Here is a 16,773-nt window from a genome sequence, read left to right on the forward strand (position 1 = left end):
CTCAGACGCTGCGCCGGGAGTTGCTGGACGAGGCGGGCGAGTACCCGGACCTGGCCGCCGCGCAAGCCGCGGTCGACGGGTTCCTGCACGAGTACAACACCAACCGGCCCCACCAATCCCTGGGCATGGCCTTCCCCGCGACCCGGTTCCGCCCGAACACCGCCACCGACGGGGCCGGGCTGCTGCCGCTCAAACTGCCGACCGTCCTTGGCCTCACCCCGCAGCCGCCCACGGCCCAAGGTGTGGGTCCTGGACCGGTTATCGAACCGGTGCCAGATCCGGTCGCATCACCGGCTCCGCCACCGGCCGCGCCACCCCAGCGGTGGGATGGGGGCGCGGTGGAGTTCGAACGAGTCGTGCCACCGTCGGGCAACCTGCAAGTCGCCGGGAAACAGTTCTGGCTCGGCCCGGCACGCTCCGGGCTGACCCTGACGTTTTGGGCCGACACCGACGTCATCCACCTACTGATCGCCGGCACCCGACTCAAATCGGTGCGCTCTCACCTGTCCGTCAACGACCTGGCCGCCCTGCTGCGCAACGGTGGCCGCCCCGCCGGACCCCCACCACTACCCGTGGCACCAAGCGATGGCCCAGTCGGCGCGGTCGAGGTCGACCGCAGCGTAAACGCCGCGGGCAACGTCTCCCTCGGCCAACACATCGTGATAGCCGCCGAAATCCTTGCCGGGCGCCGTGTGAGCATCCGGGTGGACGAGCAGACCCTGATGTTCTTCGACCCCGACACGAGGGAGCTGCTGCGCACCCGCCCCAACCCGCTGACCCCGGCCGAAATCGGCCGGCTCCGCTCCGCGCGCCCGGCCGGGCCACCACCCCAACCCCGCACCGGACCGATCCCGGTGCAACGCCGCGCGTCCAACAGCGGTGTGGTCATGGTCGTCGGTCAGAAGATCGCCCTCGGCCGCGTCCACGCCGGCAAGACCGTCGCCATCGACGTCACCGACACCGAGTTGGCCATCCACTGCGACGACGGCGTCCGCACCGTCCGGCGCACCACCGACCAACCCGTCACCCGCATCAAAGCCCACCGACCTCGCAAGATCGATTACTAGAGGTGCGTGCCGGCAAAACCCGATGATCTAGACGGACTCCGGTGGCATGCTCTGGTCGTGGGCGTCGACATTGACGGGTTCATCGAGGTTCGGCCGTGGCCCTCGTGGCCCGACCTGCCGCACGAGATCGAGTGGGAGGCGGCTGCTCGCCTGGACTGCCTCTACGCCACCCGAAACTACGACGCGTTCGGCTGCCTATTTGGAGTGATGAACTACGCCGGGTTCCGGCCCGTGGCCGCCGACCGAGGACTACCGCCCGACGCCTCTGAACAGGCCCAGCAGAGCTTCCGCGACGCCGACGCCGACGCCGGGCGACTGTGGCCGACCTGGATCGGTTGGGACGAAATCCAGCAGGTCGACTGGAACGAGTCGGCTGAGCACGCCGACGCCCGATTGCACCGCTACGAACGCGACAACGCCGGGCAGTGGATCCTCCGCGGCAAGGCGTCATGGTCCCGGGAAGCGCTCGAGGCCCAGGGAGTGTCCATGCCGCAACCAGGCACAGCACCCAATATCTGGCCAGACGGCAGCGTCTGGACCAACGGCGATGTCCAGTTCCGGGCGGAGCGGCTCACCCGCCGCGACGCCATCCCCGACGAAGGCAACTGGCATCCAGTCTGGGAGGTCATGGCTGTTCTTGGGCGCCTGCACGGCGATGAAAACTGCCGCCTCGTCGTCTGGTTCAACCGCTGACAGGTCACCGTCCAGTACGATCAGCCCTCCCACAAACCTAGGCCAGCTGTCCAACATCAGGTGAGACGGAAACGTTGTCGTGTCACGCCTGATGCTTGACACCGGCGTCCCACCTGACGCTTGACACGGCGGCCTCGGCTGATGGCTGACATGATCGCGAACCTGTGACCCGCCAGGTGCCGTGCACCTTCCTCGGCAAGCACCTACGGTTCTCCACCGCCGACCTCGCCGCGATCGTGGCCAACTCCGCCCGGGCTCCGGTCGGCCGCCGGCCCCGACGCCGTGCCGTCGGGAAGGCGGAACCGGACTCGGTGTCGGGTGCCGCGTTGCTCTACCCAGGCCATGTGCTGCTCCCATCGCGATTGTGGTCATCGGATCTGGGTGCCCGGTCGATCTGGGCCGGGGTGGCGTGGGGGCGCCACGGCTCTGAGGCTATGCCGCTATTGCCGCGCACATCTCCCTTCCCGGGGGTTCCTCCTCGGTTCACGTCGCCAGGGTCGGTGATGTGTCCGATGTGTCGAGTGGCGGACCGAGTGCGGCGTCGAGTGCGGCGCGACCCGCGATGCCGAGCTTGCGGTAGGCGTTCGCCAGGTGGGTCTCCACTGTCTTGACGCTGACGAACAGGGTCTGAGCGATGGCGCGGTTGGTCTGGCCACTGCGTGCGAGTTCGGCGGCGCGCCACTCGGCCGCGGTCAGGGCGTCGATGCCCGAGGTGGCGGCGCGCCGGGGGCGCAGGCCCAGCGCGCGGATCTCCACTCGGGTGCGCTCGATCAGGGCGCCGGCCTGCATCGTCTCGGCCTGCGCGTAGGCCCGGCGCAGCGTGCCCGTCGCCGCCTGCGTTTGGCCACAGCGGCGTTGCGCTGCGGCCAGGTCGGCCAGCGCCGAGGCGTGTTCGAGGCCGGCCGCGGTGCGCTGCAGAACGTCGACCGCTTCGGTGAGCAGTGCCACGGCGCGTTCACCCGTGGCGACCCGACCGCTCAGCCGCAGTGCCGAGCCGATCGCGGCGGCCACGTGCACTTCGCGCGCTCGGTCCAGGGACTGTTCGGCCAGCGCGGCGGCGTGCCGGCGGTCGCCGAGTTGGAGCGCGGCCAGCGCCGCCGTGGTGCGCCACGGAAGCAGTCCGGGGTGGTCCACGCCGTAGTGCTTGCGCAGGAGCCGGGCGGCGCTGTGCGCGGCCTGTTGAGCCTGTGCGGGCCGTCCTTCGGCCAGGTCGAGCTGCGCGCGCACCAGGCAGAGCAGCGGCTTCTCCATCGATGTCGGTGCGGGCTCGACGGCCGGCTGCGCGGCCCGGGCGGCGGCTGCCACGTCGCCGCGGGCGAGGTGGATGCGGGCCAGCAGCCACGCGTTCCAGCCGGATCCCCGGCTCCAGCCGGCAGCGTGCGGTGCCTGCGCGGCGGCAACATCGGCCAGCGCTGCGGCTAGTCGCCCGCGGTTGAGCCGGGCCAGTGCCCGGTGATACCCGGCGTATCCGTACGCGATGACATCGCCGCGCCGGCCGGCTGCGTCGAAGGCGGCGTCGGCGATGCGTTCCGCGGCCTCGAACTCGCCCGCGATCACCAGAGCGTGCACGACCAGGCCCGCCAGCACGCCGTTGCCTCCGGCTTCGCCCAGCAGGGGATCGGCGGCGGTCGCGGCGGCCGCCAGTTGCATCACCCGTTCGGGTGGTTCGCCGCGGAGCGCGCACGCGAGCGCGGCGTGTGCGGCCAGCCCAGGCTGGGCCGGTGGCGTGCCGTGCTGGGCGGCGGCCAGCACGTGAGCGAGGTGCTTTTCGGCCCGGCGGCGCAGCGGCGGGTGGAACGTTGCGGTGGTCAGGTATTCCGCCAGGATGTTGTGCCGGCACGGGTCGTGGGGTTCGAGGCAATCGAGCGCGGCCTCCCAGGCCGCTGCCGCGGCGGAGTTGTCGTTCTCGCCCTGGCGTACCCGGGCCAGCAGGGTCAGCGCGCGGGCCCGGTCGGAGGGTGCCTCGATCAGGGTGAGCGACTCGGTCAGGGTCGCTGCGGCCGCCAGGTCACCGGCCGCGCGTTGCGCGCGGGCGGTCTGTAGCAGCAACTCGCCGCGCAGGGCGGCCGGCGGGGGTTCGGCCAGGGCGCGCCGCAGCAGACGCGCCGCGGCGGCCGGGTCGCCGCGTTCGGAGGCCCGCAAACCGGCCGCGGCGAGCACCTCGACGACGTGTGCGCTGCCCTCGGGCTCGGTCGCCAACAGGTGCCCGGCCGCGCGTTCCGGCGGCTCTCCCGCGGCCAGCAGCAGGTCGGCGGCGCGGCGGTGGGCCCGGGACCGCGCGAACGTCGGCATGTCGGCGAGGACGGCCGCGCCGATCAGGGGATGCGCGTACGTCAGGGGATTGCCCGGCTGCACGAGACGGGCGGCCGTCAGCGCGTCGGCGGCGCGTTCCGCTGCAGCCAGGGGCAGGTGCGCATGTGCCGCGGCGCGTGGCAGCGGGGTGCCGTCGCCGAGCACGGCGAGCGAGACCGCCAGCGTGCCGGCGTCCTCGGGCAGGCGGCCCAGCCGAGCCAGCACAGAGCGGATCACGGTCTGCGGCACGAGGCCGTCCACGGCCGATGCGGCCGGGACGACGCCGTCGCAGCGCAGGGAGTGCAGCAGTTCGCCGACCAAAAACGGATTGCCGCCGCTGACCCGGGCGACGGACGCGGCGACCTCCAGGCCGGCGGACGGAAACACCTGCGCGACCAGCCGGCCGACGGCGGCGACGCTGAGCGGGGCCGGCCGCAGGATCCGGCCGTGCCGGTGCTCGGCCAGCAGCTGCGCCGCGGCATGGTGATCGTCGGGGTCGCCGTCGCGTACGGCCGCTGCCAGCACGAGGGGCTGATCAGCCACGCGGGCGGCCAGCATGGCGAGGAACCGGCGGGACGCCGCGTCGGCCCACTGCAGATCGTCGATCGCCAGCAGCAGCCCTCCGGTGCCCTGCTCGCTGTCCCCGGCATCCGGCGCGGCGATCGAGGCCAGCGACTCGATCAGCTGGCACAGGCCGGCCAGTAGCGTGTCGGGCGCGGGCTGGGGCCGGGAGTCAGGTGCGACCGGGGACGGGCCGAACAGTGCGGCGCACGGAGCGGCCCAGCCGGAAAACGCGGCGTCGCGCTTCGCCGGGCCCAGGCCGGCCAGCGCCGGACCGAGCAGATCGACCGCCACGCCGAGCGCGATCTGCCGTTCCAGCTCCCGTCCGCGCGCGGTCAGGACGGCCGAGCCCGACGCGGCCGCGCAGGACACCGTCGCCGCCAGAAGTTCGGTCTTCCCGGCGCCGGGCGGCCCCTGCACGACCAGGACACAGCCGCGGCCGCGGGCAGCCTCAGCCAAAGCGTCGCGCACCGCGGCGAGCTCGCTGTCCCGCTCCAGCAGCACGCCAATCAGCCTACTGTCGACCGCTGTTCCGGGGGAGCCGCAAATTTCAGGGTGCCGACCCTGAGGCGCGCCAGCAGCGCCCGCGAAACCCTGAGCGGGTGACACAAGCGCCCCGGCAGATCCGGTTGATCGTCGACATCGAGCAGGTGGGCGACCCGATCTGCGGCACCCTGCGGTCCGAACATGGTACGGACCAGCCGTTCGCCGGTTGGACGGCGCTGATCCGAGCCGTGGAGCGCGCGCTTGCCACCGAACGCGCACGGAAGGAACAACCGTGATCATCGGCCCGGCTACTCAGATCCGTCTTTCCGCGAAAGCAGGCGAATGATGAGCACCACCCAGGGCGGCGACGTCGCTGCCACCACCGGTTCCCCGGCCGCCGACGTACTCGCCGCGCTGCGGGACTGGCTGTCCGCGCATTCCTCCGACGGCACCCTCCAGCTCACCGACGACGTGCTCGGCTTCCCTCTGCTGCAGCCGCTGTTCGGCAACCCGGCGCTGCCGATCGGGAACCCCCGGATCGACCTCACCAAGCCGGACACGATCGGCATCGCCGGGACGGTGGACCTGCTCGGAACGTCCGGTGTCACGGCCGAGATATCCCTGGGCAGCGACCTGTCCGGCGTGACGGCGGGCCTGTCGTTGACCGCCGGTGACGCCGGCCCGGTGCGGCTGTCCGGAATCCTGACCGGCTTGGTCGGCGCGGGCACCACGCTTCCACCGGAGGTTCCCGATCTCGGCTTCACCGGACTGAGCTTCACGGCGACGCCGCAGTCCGGCGCCTTTTCCGGCGACGCCACCTGCCAGATCCCGTTCAGGCTCCCGTTCGGCGGTGACGGGCTGCAGGTCGGCACCGTCGGGCTGCACCTGGAGCACACCGCCGACGCCCCGGCCACGGTGGGCGTCCGGCTCGACCTGGCCTCCGCGGGCACTCTGACCGTGACGGACGGCTTTCAGGTGAGTTCGTTCGCCCTAAGCTTCCACCACGACGACGGGTGGGGCCTCAGCGGGACCTTGAGTGCCGAGCTGCTGGGCGACGACTTCGACCTGTCGGCCGCCCTGGAGGAGACCGCGACCCGGCGCGAGTTCAGCTTCACCACGACCGCGGTCGCCGCTGCCCCCGTCGACCTGGCCGGGGCCGGCTCTCTCGGCCTCGGCTCGCTGTCCGTGGCGGTCGTCCGCAGCCTTGACAACACGACCCCGGAACCGGCCGCCGTGCGGCTGGACCCGCAGGCCGCGTACAGCTGGAGCGTGTCCGCCGCCGGACACCTGGACCTGCTCGACCAGGCGATCGTCCTCGACGGCACCCTGACCCTGGCGGGCGAACCCGGTGCGCTCAGCCTGGCACTGCGCCCGGGCACCGACGGCACCGGCGCCGAGGTCGCCGTCTCGCTGCCCGGGGCCGAGTCGGTGGTGGCACACCTCGGACTGGACAGCCTCGGCATCTCCCGCACCACGGCCGACGGGACGAGCACGTGGACCGTGTCCGCCGAGGCCGTCGTCTGGTTCGACGGATTGCCCGCCGGCCTGGGCACCGTGCTGCCGAGTCACCGCGACGGCGAGCTCACCGGCACCCTCCAGCTGACCACCGGAGCCGAGGCCGGCGTGGTGTTCAGCGTCGACCCGGTGCTGCCGGTCCAGCCGTTCCACCTCCCGGACCTGCAGGTCCCGGGCCTGTTCACCCTCGACCTGAGCCAGGCCCGGTCGGCGGTCGAGGTGGGGCGGCTGGAGGTCCGCTGGGCGCGTGGCGGCGGCCTCGACGTCGCCGCGGACCTCGGCATCGGCATCCCGGCCGAGCTCAACCAGATCTTCGGCACCGGCCACGACGTGTTCGTCGTCTACGACGAGACCAACCCGGACACCCTGCAGCGGCTGGCCCTGGCGGCCACGACCGGAGGCAGTACGGGATCGGGCGGTCCGTCGCTCAGCCTGCACCCGCTGACCTCACCGTTCACCGGGCTGATCCTGACGCCGGTCACGCCGGACAACGACGATCGCCAAGCCACCGTCGTAGTTCCCGAGGTCGGCACGTTCTCCTTCGTGGTGCCCTCGATCGGCGTCTCCGGGGACACCTTCTCCGCGCGTGCGGCCTTCCAGCGGGAGGGGCCGTTGACCCTGCCGCTGGCCCCGCTGAAATGGCTGCTGCGAGCGCTCGAACTCCAGCGGGTCAACGCCTTCATCCCCGACCACCTGCCGCTGGACGACGTGAACCTCTACGACGCCGTCACCGGGTTGGACGCCGACGGGCTGGCCGGGATGATTCTCACCGCGCTCGCCCAGGTTCCCGGGCTGCCCCAGCCGGACGAGACCGCCCTGCGGGACGCGCTGCGGACCATCGCGGCCACGGCCGAGCGGCTGCCCGACCGGCTCAAGCCGTACCTGGACTTCCACGTGCCGGACGCGATCAGCGTGGACCTCCGGGTCTCCGCCGAGGGCGCTCTGCTCGGCGGGGTCAGCGTCAACGGGCCGGGCGATGCCCCCGCCACCCGGACGAACTCCGTCCCGCTGCGGTTCCTGCTGCCCGGGCTGTCAGTGACCGGCCCGCTGCTGACCGGGATCGAACTGTGGAACCTGCAGGTCGGCGAGATCCTCGGCGGCGCCGCTCTGCTGGTTCGGGCCGACCTCAACGTCGACCAGTTCGACCTCCTCCCGCTGGCCGCGCTGCTGGCCCTACCCGGGACGCCCGCCGGGCTGCCCGATCCCCAGCAGCTGACCCGCCGGCTCATCGCCGAGCAGGTCACCCTGCTGGTGGTCCCGGCGGCCCTGGTGGCGGCACCGGTCTTCTTCACCGACCTGGGCGTGGAGTACCGCGGCGTCGAGGGGGCGGACCTCGGTGCCCACCTCAGCTTCCCCGAGCCCACTCTGGACGTCGCCGGGGCACTGGCGCTCTACCGGCAGTTCAAGGACTTCTTCACCAGCTCAACGGCGCCGCTCGACGAGACCCAGTTCGCCCAGCAGAGCCTCGACCTGCAGCTCACCGCGGGTCCGGCGTACTTGCAATTGCCCGCCTACCTCGGTGGGCAGACCTACGGTTCCCGCACCGCGACCAGCTCCGTGAGCGCGTTGGGAAGCCTGGCCCACCTGCTGAACGGGCTCAAGACGCTACGCCTGGACGAACTGCTCCAAGCCCTGCCGGACGACCTGCTGCACGCCGCCACCACCGGACAACCGGTGACCCTGGGGCCGCTGTCGTTCTCCGCCGGATACGACGTCGCGACCCCGACCGGCCCGCGGCCGGGCGAGGTGATGCAGCGCGGCATCGAGGTGGCGCTGCACGGGACAGCGGACCTGGCCGGACTCGCCGGCATCGCGTCGGGCCTGTCGATCTGCAGCACCACCGGTACCGACCTCAGGATGGCCTTCGTCGTGGACGCCGCACTGGCCGGCGGTGCGGTCACTCTCGAGCTCGGCGGCAGCGTGATCAGCCCGGCCCCGGGCGCAGCGTCCGGCGGCGGCGTCCTGCAGTTCAGCGACTCGGCCGCCCGGCTGAGCACCCCCGGACCCGTGTGGACCCCACACGCGTTCAGCGTCGAGTGGTGGATGTATCCGACCGGGCTGGCGAACTACAACCAGTTCATCTCAGGCAACGACGTGTGGGGTTCGTTCGTGTTCCACAGCACCGCCTCCGGCGAGGTGTACTGCGGCACCGACGTGGCGACCCGCTTCACCCCGGCCGACCTGCCCGCCGGAACCGTCGAGCTGAACACCTGGCAGCACTTCGCGTTCACCTACCAGGACGGCATCGCCATCCTGTTCAAGAACGGCATCCAGCTCGCCCTGAAGACCGGGATGGCCACGACCGCTCCCTGGACGGGGATGCGGCTCGGAATCCCGGTCCAGGGCAGCCAGGTGCAGGGCCGAATCGCCGAGCTACGGGTGTGGGACCACCTGCGCCCGATCCAGGAGGTGCAGGCGTCGCTGCGCCAGCGCCTCACCGGCAGCGAGCACGGCCTGGTCGGGTACTGGCCGCTGAACGAAGGCACCGGGACCGTCGTGCACGACCTCGGGCCGTCCGGGTTCGACGGCACCACGACCTCGACGAGCTGGTTGCCGCCCGGCGCCGACGCGCCCCCGCTGGACCCGCCGGCCACCGGCAGCGAGCTGGTGCGGATCTCCGGCACCAGCACCGGATGGCTGCTGCGAGGACAGCCGTACCAGCGGCAGTTCCTCAGCGGCAGCGTGGTCATCGACCCCTCCCGCGTATCGCTGACCGGCAAACTCGACCTGTTCGGTGACAACGTCGTCGGCCTCAAGGTCAAAGGCAACGTCGCGGGGGACATCACCGGCAGCACGAGCCCGGGGGGCGGGTCGCCGTCCTTCAACCTGTCCGGCAACGGCGAGGTCGACCTGGCCGGGCTGACCCTGGCCACGGCCGACGTCACCGTGACCCAGGACGCCTTGACCGTCAGCGGTTCCTGGCTCGGTCGCTTCGCCTTCAAGCTCGGGCTGGACAGCACGATGAGCCATCCGCGGCTCCACGGCAGCGCCTCCGGCAACTTGATGGTCAACCCCTCCTTCGGGCCCGTCTGGACCCAGCTACCGAACGGGTCCTCGGTCAAGCTTGCCGACGGCTTCAACCAGGCCCTGATAGTCAGCCTTGCCCTGGACCTCACCGCGGACGAAGTATCCGGAACCTCGCTGTCCGGCAAGGCAAGCTTCACCGTCGGAACCCAGAACTTCACGGTGAGCGTGGACCTGTCGAAGGTCCCAACCACGCTGGACGCCCTCGCCCAGCAGGTGGCCCAGGCCGCCCTCACGGTCGGTACCGGGGTGTTCATGGCCCTCTTCTCGACGGCCGAGGCCTGGGTGGAAGGCATGGGCCGCAAGGCGTTCGCCTGGGCCGAAGGGCAGCTCGACCAGATCGGCGAGACCCTGAACCACTACTTCCAGCAGACACCCGCCCAGATCGCCGGGCTGCTCAAGTCCTCCAACTACGAGATCGACCAGATAACACAGGCGCTGACGGGCCTGTTCGGTAACGACCACACCGGGCTGATCGGCACCCTGACCGGGACGGGATTCTCCCTCAACCAAGCCTGCAATTCGCTGGCCTCGGTACTCGACCCCACCGGATCGCCCTACGACAAGGCGCGGATCGCGCTCCAGGCACTCGCCTACCACTACAGCGCGCTCGACCAGATCAACGTCCTGCACTCCTTCCTCCCGGACGTGGGCTCGCTCGGTACGGCCATGAAGTTGCTCAACGACGTCTCGCAATTCGACCCGACCAGCATTATTACGGCGGCCGTGAACAGTGCCTACCAGGTGACCTACAACGCGGCACTCAACGCGGCCAAGGCCATCGGACTGCACCTCTAAACAGACGAACGGCACCTCTCTGTTGCCAATGCCTTGGCGCGGAGAGGTGTCGTTCGCTGCGAATGCCGTCGATCCCGCCGTGCGGGCCGGTCAGGACGGCAGCGTGAACTGCTGGATGCCCGAGTGGTTGCAGTCCCAGACGGACAGATGGCTGCCCAGCCATAGTTGATCGAGTAGGCGTCCAGATACTTGCCGGAGAACCGGCTGAACCACCGAAGCCACATACCCTGACACCCGCAGCTGACTGGGCCCCGTCTAGAGGCCCAGACTGAAATAGGCATTGACGGCCGGCAGACTCCACCGGCCAGCCATCGCGTGCGCCTGTTCGGCCGGCCCCCACGCTGCGTACCCCATCGGTGCGGCGCGTTGCTGCCACGAGTTGAACAGGTTGTCGTTAGTCAGGTCCGGCCCGGCCTCCGCAGCAGCGACGGCCGCATCGAACGCCGGCTCCCCATGACGTCGGGCGATCAACTCGACCGCGTCGGACGGCGTGTGGACGACGCCCCGGAGGTGAGGCAACGTGAGAACTGCAACCACGATCTTCGGAGGCCGCGATGATGTGGAGCGCGCTTGTGTCTGCCAGCGTCATCGGCGTCGCGGGAATAGTGGCAGCCGTTGCCGCCTTCGCGACAGCGGCCGACCCCGGGCTCTGCCCAGCGGAACTGCCGCGATCCGGCCGACAGCATCGGCTGATGCTGAAGCCCCGTGCCGAGGTTCATCCGCGTGGGGTGCGCCCTGTCGGGCTCACTGCTCGGCGACGCTCGTTCAAAACCGCGGGACGACCCGGTCGGTCCCTACCGATAGGAGCAGGAGACCCGCTCGCCACCCTCACCAGCGACATGCCGTTAACATGTCCGGCTGTCGGCGTTTCGACAGTGCGACCGACCGTTCGGGTGTCGATCACCCAGCGAGGTCCGGTCACACTCGTGGTGGCGCTTCACGGTCCAGTGGGTTCGTCATAGAGGGAGTGGCATTGCCACGGCATTCACCACGGCCAGGGGAACAATCTGCGGTTGATGACCGCCGGCCGCGTCGGGTTACCGCTTGGAAGCACCGGGTGCGGCTGGCTGCATTTCTTGCCCTGGTTGTCGTGGTATCCGGCTGCCAGCACGTCTCACAGAAGTCGGCATCGGCGCTGCCCGGGGGAACCCTCACCGCGTCATGGACGATGAATCTTCATGCCATTGCCCCGTACGGATATGACCCGACCACGCGCACGATCGAGGTCAACTCGGTCGACATCCAGGCACCGCCCGAGGTGGGCGCTCTGGACGCCGCGTCCGGCCGGTGGCGCTGGCACAGCGGATCGCTGGGCGGCAGTTGGGCGACCACGGTGGTGGAGCCGCGTACCTCCTTGGTGACCTGGCACGGCATAGGCTTCGTCTCCGAAGCGGTGTCGTACAACCGGGAGGACACCGCTGCGCTTACCGCGGTACGACTCTCAAACGGCAAGGCACTGTGGACCGCACCCGCCCTGACCGGAGTACAGATCGTCGGCGGCAACCTGGTCGGGATGAACGAGCAGGGTGTCGAGGCGGTGAACCCCGAGACCGGGGCGCTGCGCTGGCAGTGGACAGCCACCACGGACTGCACGAGTCCGCTGGTGATGCCCTCGGTACACGCCACGGTCCTCCTCGAGTGCGGCACGACGATTGCTGCCCTCCACCCACGCAACGGCCACACCGCATGGACGTGGCGACCCGACGCCGGATGTGACACGCAGAACACGGCCGCTGACGACCAGATAGTGGCCGTCGTCATGACGTGCGGCTCGACGGCGAGACTCGTCCTCCTCGATCCGGCAGCCGGTACAAAGCTGGCCGACCGCGACGTCCCGTGGGACCCTGGCGACGCACCGCCGGACGACCCGTCCCGGGGGGCGCCGCAGCCGCTACCGGCGGGTGGAGCGGTCGTGGTCGACGGCTCTCACACCGCGACCGTCCTGACCAGCACCGGCAAAGTGCTGCAGACCGCACGCGAGGCGCGGTGCGGAACCGATCCGTGCGCACTGGCCGACGCAGACCGGATCATTCTGGGCCTGCACGAGGGGTCGGACGCGGAGCCCGAAGGATCGACACGGGTAGAGGCGTTGAATCTCACGGATGGCCACCCGCTCTGGCAACGTTCGTTGTCCGTCCACGACTTGGCGCTCGACGGCGGCCTCGTGTACGCCACCGGCCAGTTGCCCGAACCGCTGTGGTCCTCGACCATGACCGTGCTCAACCCCGCGACCGGCGAATTCCATCAAGTGGCGGCGCTGCACGCCACCATGCAGGACCTGTACGTGCACGCGGGCACGATCTACCTCACCTACGACACCCCGTCGACGTCCGACTTCGGTTTCAGCGAGGGAGCGTTCCACTTCACCGGCACGAATCAGGGACTGCTCGGGGGAGCCGACGCACGACAATGGCCCGACGCCTGCCAACTGCTCACGACGCAACGGTTGCAGGCGCGCAACCCGAAGATGACGTACGTGTCGGTCGCCTCGCCCGTCACCATCAACGGGCAGCGGCTTCCACACCCACCGCTGTGCACGTTCTCACCCAGCGACGTCACCCAACCCGTCATCACGGTCTCCACCGTGTGGAGCACCACCGACCGGAAACAGGCCGCGGCCGTCGCGTCCGAGTACGCCCGGTCCACCCAACCTCTGCCCGGCCTGCCAGTGACCGCGTACGCGAGGGATTCTGGCCAAGATCAGAACGGCAACCACGTCGTTGACACTGTGCTCGTGGCGGGCGGATGCGTCATCGACATCGGCTCCCCCGGCGACGCGACGCTCTCCACCGCGGTCGCGCCACTGGTCGTCGACCAATTGGCCAACGCCCCGACCGCTACGCTGTGCCGGCCATGACCAAGAGAAGCAAGCCGAAGGTAAGACCGGCCGGCACAGACCACGGGCGGCCCGACAAGCCGGCGCCGGCACAGCCGCAGACCAACAGCCCCCAGCCCACCGACGCGGAACGAGCCGGCCGGCGCCGCCGTGCCGTACGGCGACGCGTGGTACGGCGCCTCGGGATCCGCGGCATCAGCGCCATCGGCGCGGTCATCCTGGCCGGCCTCGTGGCCCTCATCACGACCCTCGCGCAGACGGCCGGCAACACGATCGTGCACCACTCCGATGGCGAGCCGACCGCGACCGCGAACGGCAGCGGACGCGGCTACATGGCCGCCGTGAACTTCCAATACCCACCGGGACAGGTCTTCGCGCTGCCCCGGGCGCTGACGGACGGAGCCCAGGCGGCCCAGCTCCGCGCTGGGTTCACCGACCCGGTCAAGGACATGACCGCCTTCCTGCAGACCAACGGCGGGGCGGCGCGCAACGATCTCAATGTCCGGCTGGTGTTCACCGGTACCAGCAGCCAACCCGTCCATATCCTGTCGCTCCAAGTAATCATCAAGAACCTGGGACCGAACCTCGCGGGAACGGCCATCAAGACCTCGTCGGGCAGCAGTGACGAAACGCTGCCCGTCCGGGTCGACCTCGACACGCCCGGTCGTGCCTTCACCCGCAACGGCGTGGACTACTTCGCGGGCCACGAGCTCAATGTCAGCTCGACCGACTGGGAAACGGTCGACGCCCACTTCACCGCGTCTAAGAACGCGTACTGGTGGCTGATCGCGGTGCGCTCGGTGGACCTGAGCGGAAAATCCATCACCTCGTACCTGGACTCGACAGGCCACCTCGACGACACCCCGTCGTCCGCACCGGCCACCACCTGGTTCGCCCTGTCCGGCCCCGCCACCAAATACCAGATCACGTACGCCGACGCCTATGGCACCGGCGGCCGCGGCTTCCACGTCGCCACCCCATGAGCGGCGCCCACCGCTACCGGCCCTCCGCCGGCACGGTTCCGCGTCTGCCAAGGCCGCAATTCTGCGGAGGCGCGGTCGGGTCGGATCGGAGGCCGCAGGCAGACGGTGGAAGCATCTGCGGTTAACCGACGAGGCTGGCCGCCGGTATCGCCGATGCTGAGCACTGCGGCCACGATCCCGTCCAACGCGAGCGCGATCGCTGACGCGCGGCGGCGGTCCACATGCGACAGTCGCCGAACATCCACGACGTCGGTAGCTTGGTCGCCTCGCCCACGAAGCCCCGCCTCGGCCGACCGGCGGCCGGCGGCCGGCGCGGCGGTAGCGCTGACCATCGTGTTCGTGGTCAACCGGCGGCGTAACGCGGCACCGCTGCTATCCCCCGCGCTGCTGCGGCTGCGGGATGTGCTTGCCAGCGTGGTCGCCAACGCCCTGGTCGAGGCCACCCAAATGCCCGGCGGGCGCCCAGCCAGAATGTGGTCGCCTTTGGGAAACGGCCGGCTTCGCGCCGTGCACCCGCGCTCGGTCGTGTGCATATACCTGGCGATCGACGCGATATCGTCACGGAAACCGGTGAGGGCGCGTTCACCACCCCAGCGATGAACGCGCCCCCACAACGAAACCGTCAGGCGGAGGTTGCGGCGCGCCTGGGCAGCACCCAGTCTGGGCGCGGGAAGTGACAGGTGTAGCCGTTCGGGTACGTGATGAGGTAATCCTGGTGCTCCGGCTCGGCCTCCCAGAAGGGACCGGCCGGCTCGATCGTCGTCGTGGCCTTACCCGGCCACAAACCCGACGCGTCGACATCCGCAATCGTGTCACGGGCGATCTGCTCCTGCTCGCGGGTGAGCGGGAAGATCGCTGAGCGGTAGCTCTTGCCGACGTCGTTGCCCTGCTGGTTCAGGGTCGATGGGTCGTGGATCTGGAAGAAGAACGCCAGGATGTCGCGGTAGGTCGTCTGCGCCGGATCGAAGACGATCTCGACGGCCTCGGCGTGCCCCGGATGGTTGAGGTACGACGCATAATCGTTCTCTCCGCCGGTGTAGCCGACACGCGTGTCCAGCACGCCGGGCTGGCGACGAATGAGGTCCTCCATTCCCCAGAAGCAGCCGCCGGCGAGGACGGCCGTCTCGGTGCCCGGTTCGCGGGTGACCTGGCCGGTGTCGCGGATTCCGCTGGTCATGAAGGGTGCTCCTCGGTGCTGGTGGTGTCGGTCGTCTCGAACAGCGAGTCGTACTCGCCGTAGCCCTGTGCCTCAAGCTCCGGAACCGGGACAAAGCGGAGCGCGGCTGAGTTCATGCAGTACCGCTGGCCGCCGGCGTCGGCGGGACCGTCATTAAACAGGTGCCCGAGATGGCTGTCCGCCCCCGTGGACCGCACCTCGGTGCGGATCATTCCGAACGATCTGTCGGTCTCGGAGCGAACAGCGTCCGCCACGATCGGCTTGGTGAAGCTCGGCCAACCGGTGCCGCTGTCGTACTTGTCGATCGACGAGAACAGTGGCTGGCCGGAGACCACGTCTACATAGATGCCGGGCTCGTGGTTGTTCCAGTACTCGTTCTGGAACGCGGGCTCGGTCCCGTCCTTTTGCGTGACGCGGAACTGGCGGTCGGTGAGGCGGCTCAGCGCCTCCGGGGTCTTGCGGTAGTCGTACGACACGATCTCTCCGTTCTGGCGTCGCTGGCCGCGGCGTCACCGTAAATAACACCGCGAAGAATTGTTTTGGTCCCGGGCTCCTGAGAACACGCTGTGACTGCGATCTCAGGCTCGGATGGGGGGCCAGGTTGTGGCGGACCCTGGAGTTCTACGTCTCCAGGGCGCACCGGTACGCGGGACAGCCGCTGCTCTCGGCGTTGCTCGGAACGTTCGCCGCCCGTCTCGGCGACCGAGTCAGGTCACTAGAACTGTTCGAGCAGGGGCACGGGCAATTCATCATCGACCCCTACACGATCACCTTGGAGTACAGCCCGTCCGTGTTCCCCGACCACCCGCGCGCGGGTCCGTTCACGGGCAACCTGGGCGGCTTGCTGACCAGTTGCCTGTATGGGCTAACCGGGCTGCACTTGATCAACGGTAACCCATCGACGTGGTTCCAACGGACCATCGCCCTACCAGACGGGTGGAACGCCGTCCACTCCGGCAGAGTCTGGGTCCGCGGTCGGCCCATGGCGCCGCAGGTCGGTCACGGCGACCCACGAGGCCAGCTCAACGATGGCGACGAGGAGTGATGAGAACGTCTGCGGCCGGCGGGTGCAAGTCGGTTCCGTTCGGCCGGCGTAAATCCGGACGGGAGCTGTCAGGTTTTGGTATCAGTGTGGACGGTATGACGAAGGAATCATCGCGCGGGAGGGTGGCCCTGGTGGCGGGGGCGACGCGGGGAGCCGGTCGCCAGATCGCGGTACAGCTCGGCGCGGCCGGGGCGACGGTGTATGCCACGGGCCGCAGCACCCGCCTAAGTGACGTCTCGTAACGATCGCTGTCCATGAACCGTTGTGGTCTTCGCTAACCTGGTTTGATGCAGGAG

Annotated in this window: 11 protein-coding genes and 1 pseudogene; 8 read left to right on the forward strand and 4 right to left on the reverse strand. The window is 69.8% G+C overall.

What is annotated here, in order from left to right; all coding sequences use genetic code 11:
• Together Raf01_RS47730 and Raf01_RS47735 are read left to right on the forward strand one after the other, a co-directional pair.
• The coding region (locus Raf01_RS47730) for an integrase core domain-containing protein (protein ID WP_203924827.1) at positions 1–1,067 on the forward strand (1,067 nt) is incomplete at its 5' end.
• Positions 1,068–1,124: 57 nt separating this feature from the next.
• Positions 1,125–1,760, forward strand: a complete 636-nt coding sequence (locus tag Raf01_RS47735) for a hypothetical protein (RefSeq protein WP_203924828.1) — start codon at positions 1,125–1,127, stop codon at positions 1,758–1,760.
• Between the two features lie 483 nt (positions 1,761–2,243).
• Here the strand turns inward: Raf01_RS47735 and Raf01_RS47740 are convergent, their stop codons facing one another.
• Positions 2,244–5,117 (reverse strand): helix-turn-helix transcriptional regulator, encoded by a 2,874-nt coding sequence (locus Raf01_RS47740; protein WP_203924829.1) that lies wholly within the window; start codon positions 5,115–5,117, stop codon positions 2,244–2,246.
• A 98-nt stretch (positions 5,118–5,215) separates the two neighbouring features.
• Between Raf01_RS47740 and Raf01_RS47745 the strand changes: the two genes are divergently transcribed.
• Together Raf01_RS47745 and Raf01_RS47750 are read left to right on the forward strand one after the other, a co-directional pair.
• Positions 5,216–5,395 (forward strand): hypothetical protein, encoded by a 180-nt coding sequence (locus tag Raf01_RS47745; RefSeq protein WP_203924830.1) that lies wholly within the window; start codon positions 5,216–5,218, stop codon positions 5,393–5,395.
• 49 nt (positions 5,396–5,444) lie between these two features.
• Positions 5,445–10,436, forward strand: a complete 4,992-nt coding sequence (locus Raf01_RS47750; protein WP_203924831.1) for a LamG-like jellyroll fold domain-containing protein — start codon at positions 5,445–5,447, stop codon at positions 10,434–10,436.
• Between the two features lie 255 nt (positions 10,437–10,691).
• Here the strand turns inward: Raf01_RS47750 and Raf01_RS47755 are convergent, their stop codons facing one another.
• A complete protein-coding gene (locus tag Raf01_RS47755) occupies positions 10,692–10,955 on the reverse strand; it encodes a hypothetical protein (RefSeq protein ID WP_203924832.1) in 264 nt (87 codons plus the stop codon).
• 538 nt (positions 10,956–11,493) lie between these two features.
• Between Raf01_RS47755 and Raf01_RS47760 the strand changes: the two genes are divergently transcribed.
• Both Raf01_RS47760 and Raf01_RS47765 read left to right on the forward strand, forming a co-directional pair.
• A complete protein-coding gene (locus tag Raf01_RS47760) occupies positions 11,494–13,293 on the forward strand; it encodes an outer membrane protein assembly factor BamB family protein (protein ID WP_203924833.1) in 1,800 nt (599 codons plus the stop codon).
• Positions 13,290–14,255: a hypothetical protein gene (locus tag Raf01_RS47765; protein ID WP_203924834.1), complete on the forward strand. Its 966-nt coding sequence runs from the start codon at positions 13,290–13,292 to the stop codon at positions 14,253–14,255. Before Raf01_RS47760 ends, Raf01_RS47765 begins: the two co-directional genes overlap by 4 nt.
• Before the next feature lie 622 nt (positions 14,256–14,877).
• On the opposite strand, the gene msrA is transcribed toward Raf01_RS47765, so the two are convergent.
• Entirely contained in the window at positions 14,878–15,432 is a 555-nt protein-coding gene (msrA, locus tag Raf01_RS47770) for a peptide-methionine (S)-S-oxide reductase MsrA (RefSeq protein WP_203924835.1), read from the reverse strand.
• Positions 15,429–15,908 (reverse strand): peptide-methionine (R)-S-oxide reductase MsrB, encoded by a 480-nt coding sequence (msrB, locus tag Raf01_RS47775; RefSeq protein ID WP_203924836.1) that lies wholly within the window; start codon positions 15,906–15,908, stop codon positions 15,429–15,431. The genes msrA and msrB overlap by 4 nt, the downstream gene beginning before the upstream one ends.
• Before the next feature lie 125 nt (positions 15,909–16,033).
• Between msrB and Raf01_RS47780 the strand changes: the two genes are divergently transcribed.
• On the forward strand, positions 16,034–16,477 hold the full coding sequence (locus tag Raf01_RS47780) for a hypothetical protein (RefSeq protein WP_203924837.1): 444 nt from the start codon (positions 16,034–16,036) through the stop codon (positions 16,475–16,477).
• A 95-nt stretch (positions 16,478–16,572) separates the two neighbouring features.
• Positions 16,573–16,701, forward strand: a pseudogene (locus Raf01_RS47785) (short-chain dehydrogenase); the annotation flags it as partial.
• Positions 16,702–16,773 lie beyond the last annotated feature (72 nt).

The organism is Rugosimonospora africana (genome assembly GCF_016862975.1).
GTDB lineage: Bacteria > Actinomycetota > Actinomycetes > Mycobacteriales > Micromonosporaceae > Rugosimonospora > Rugosimonospora africana.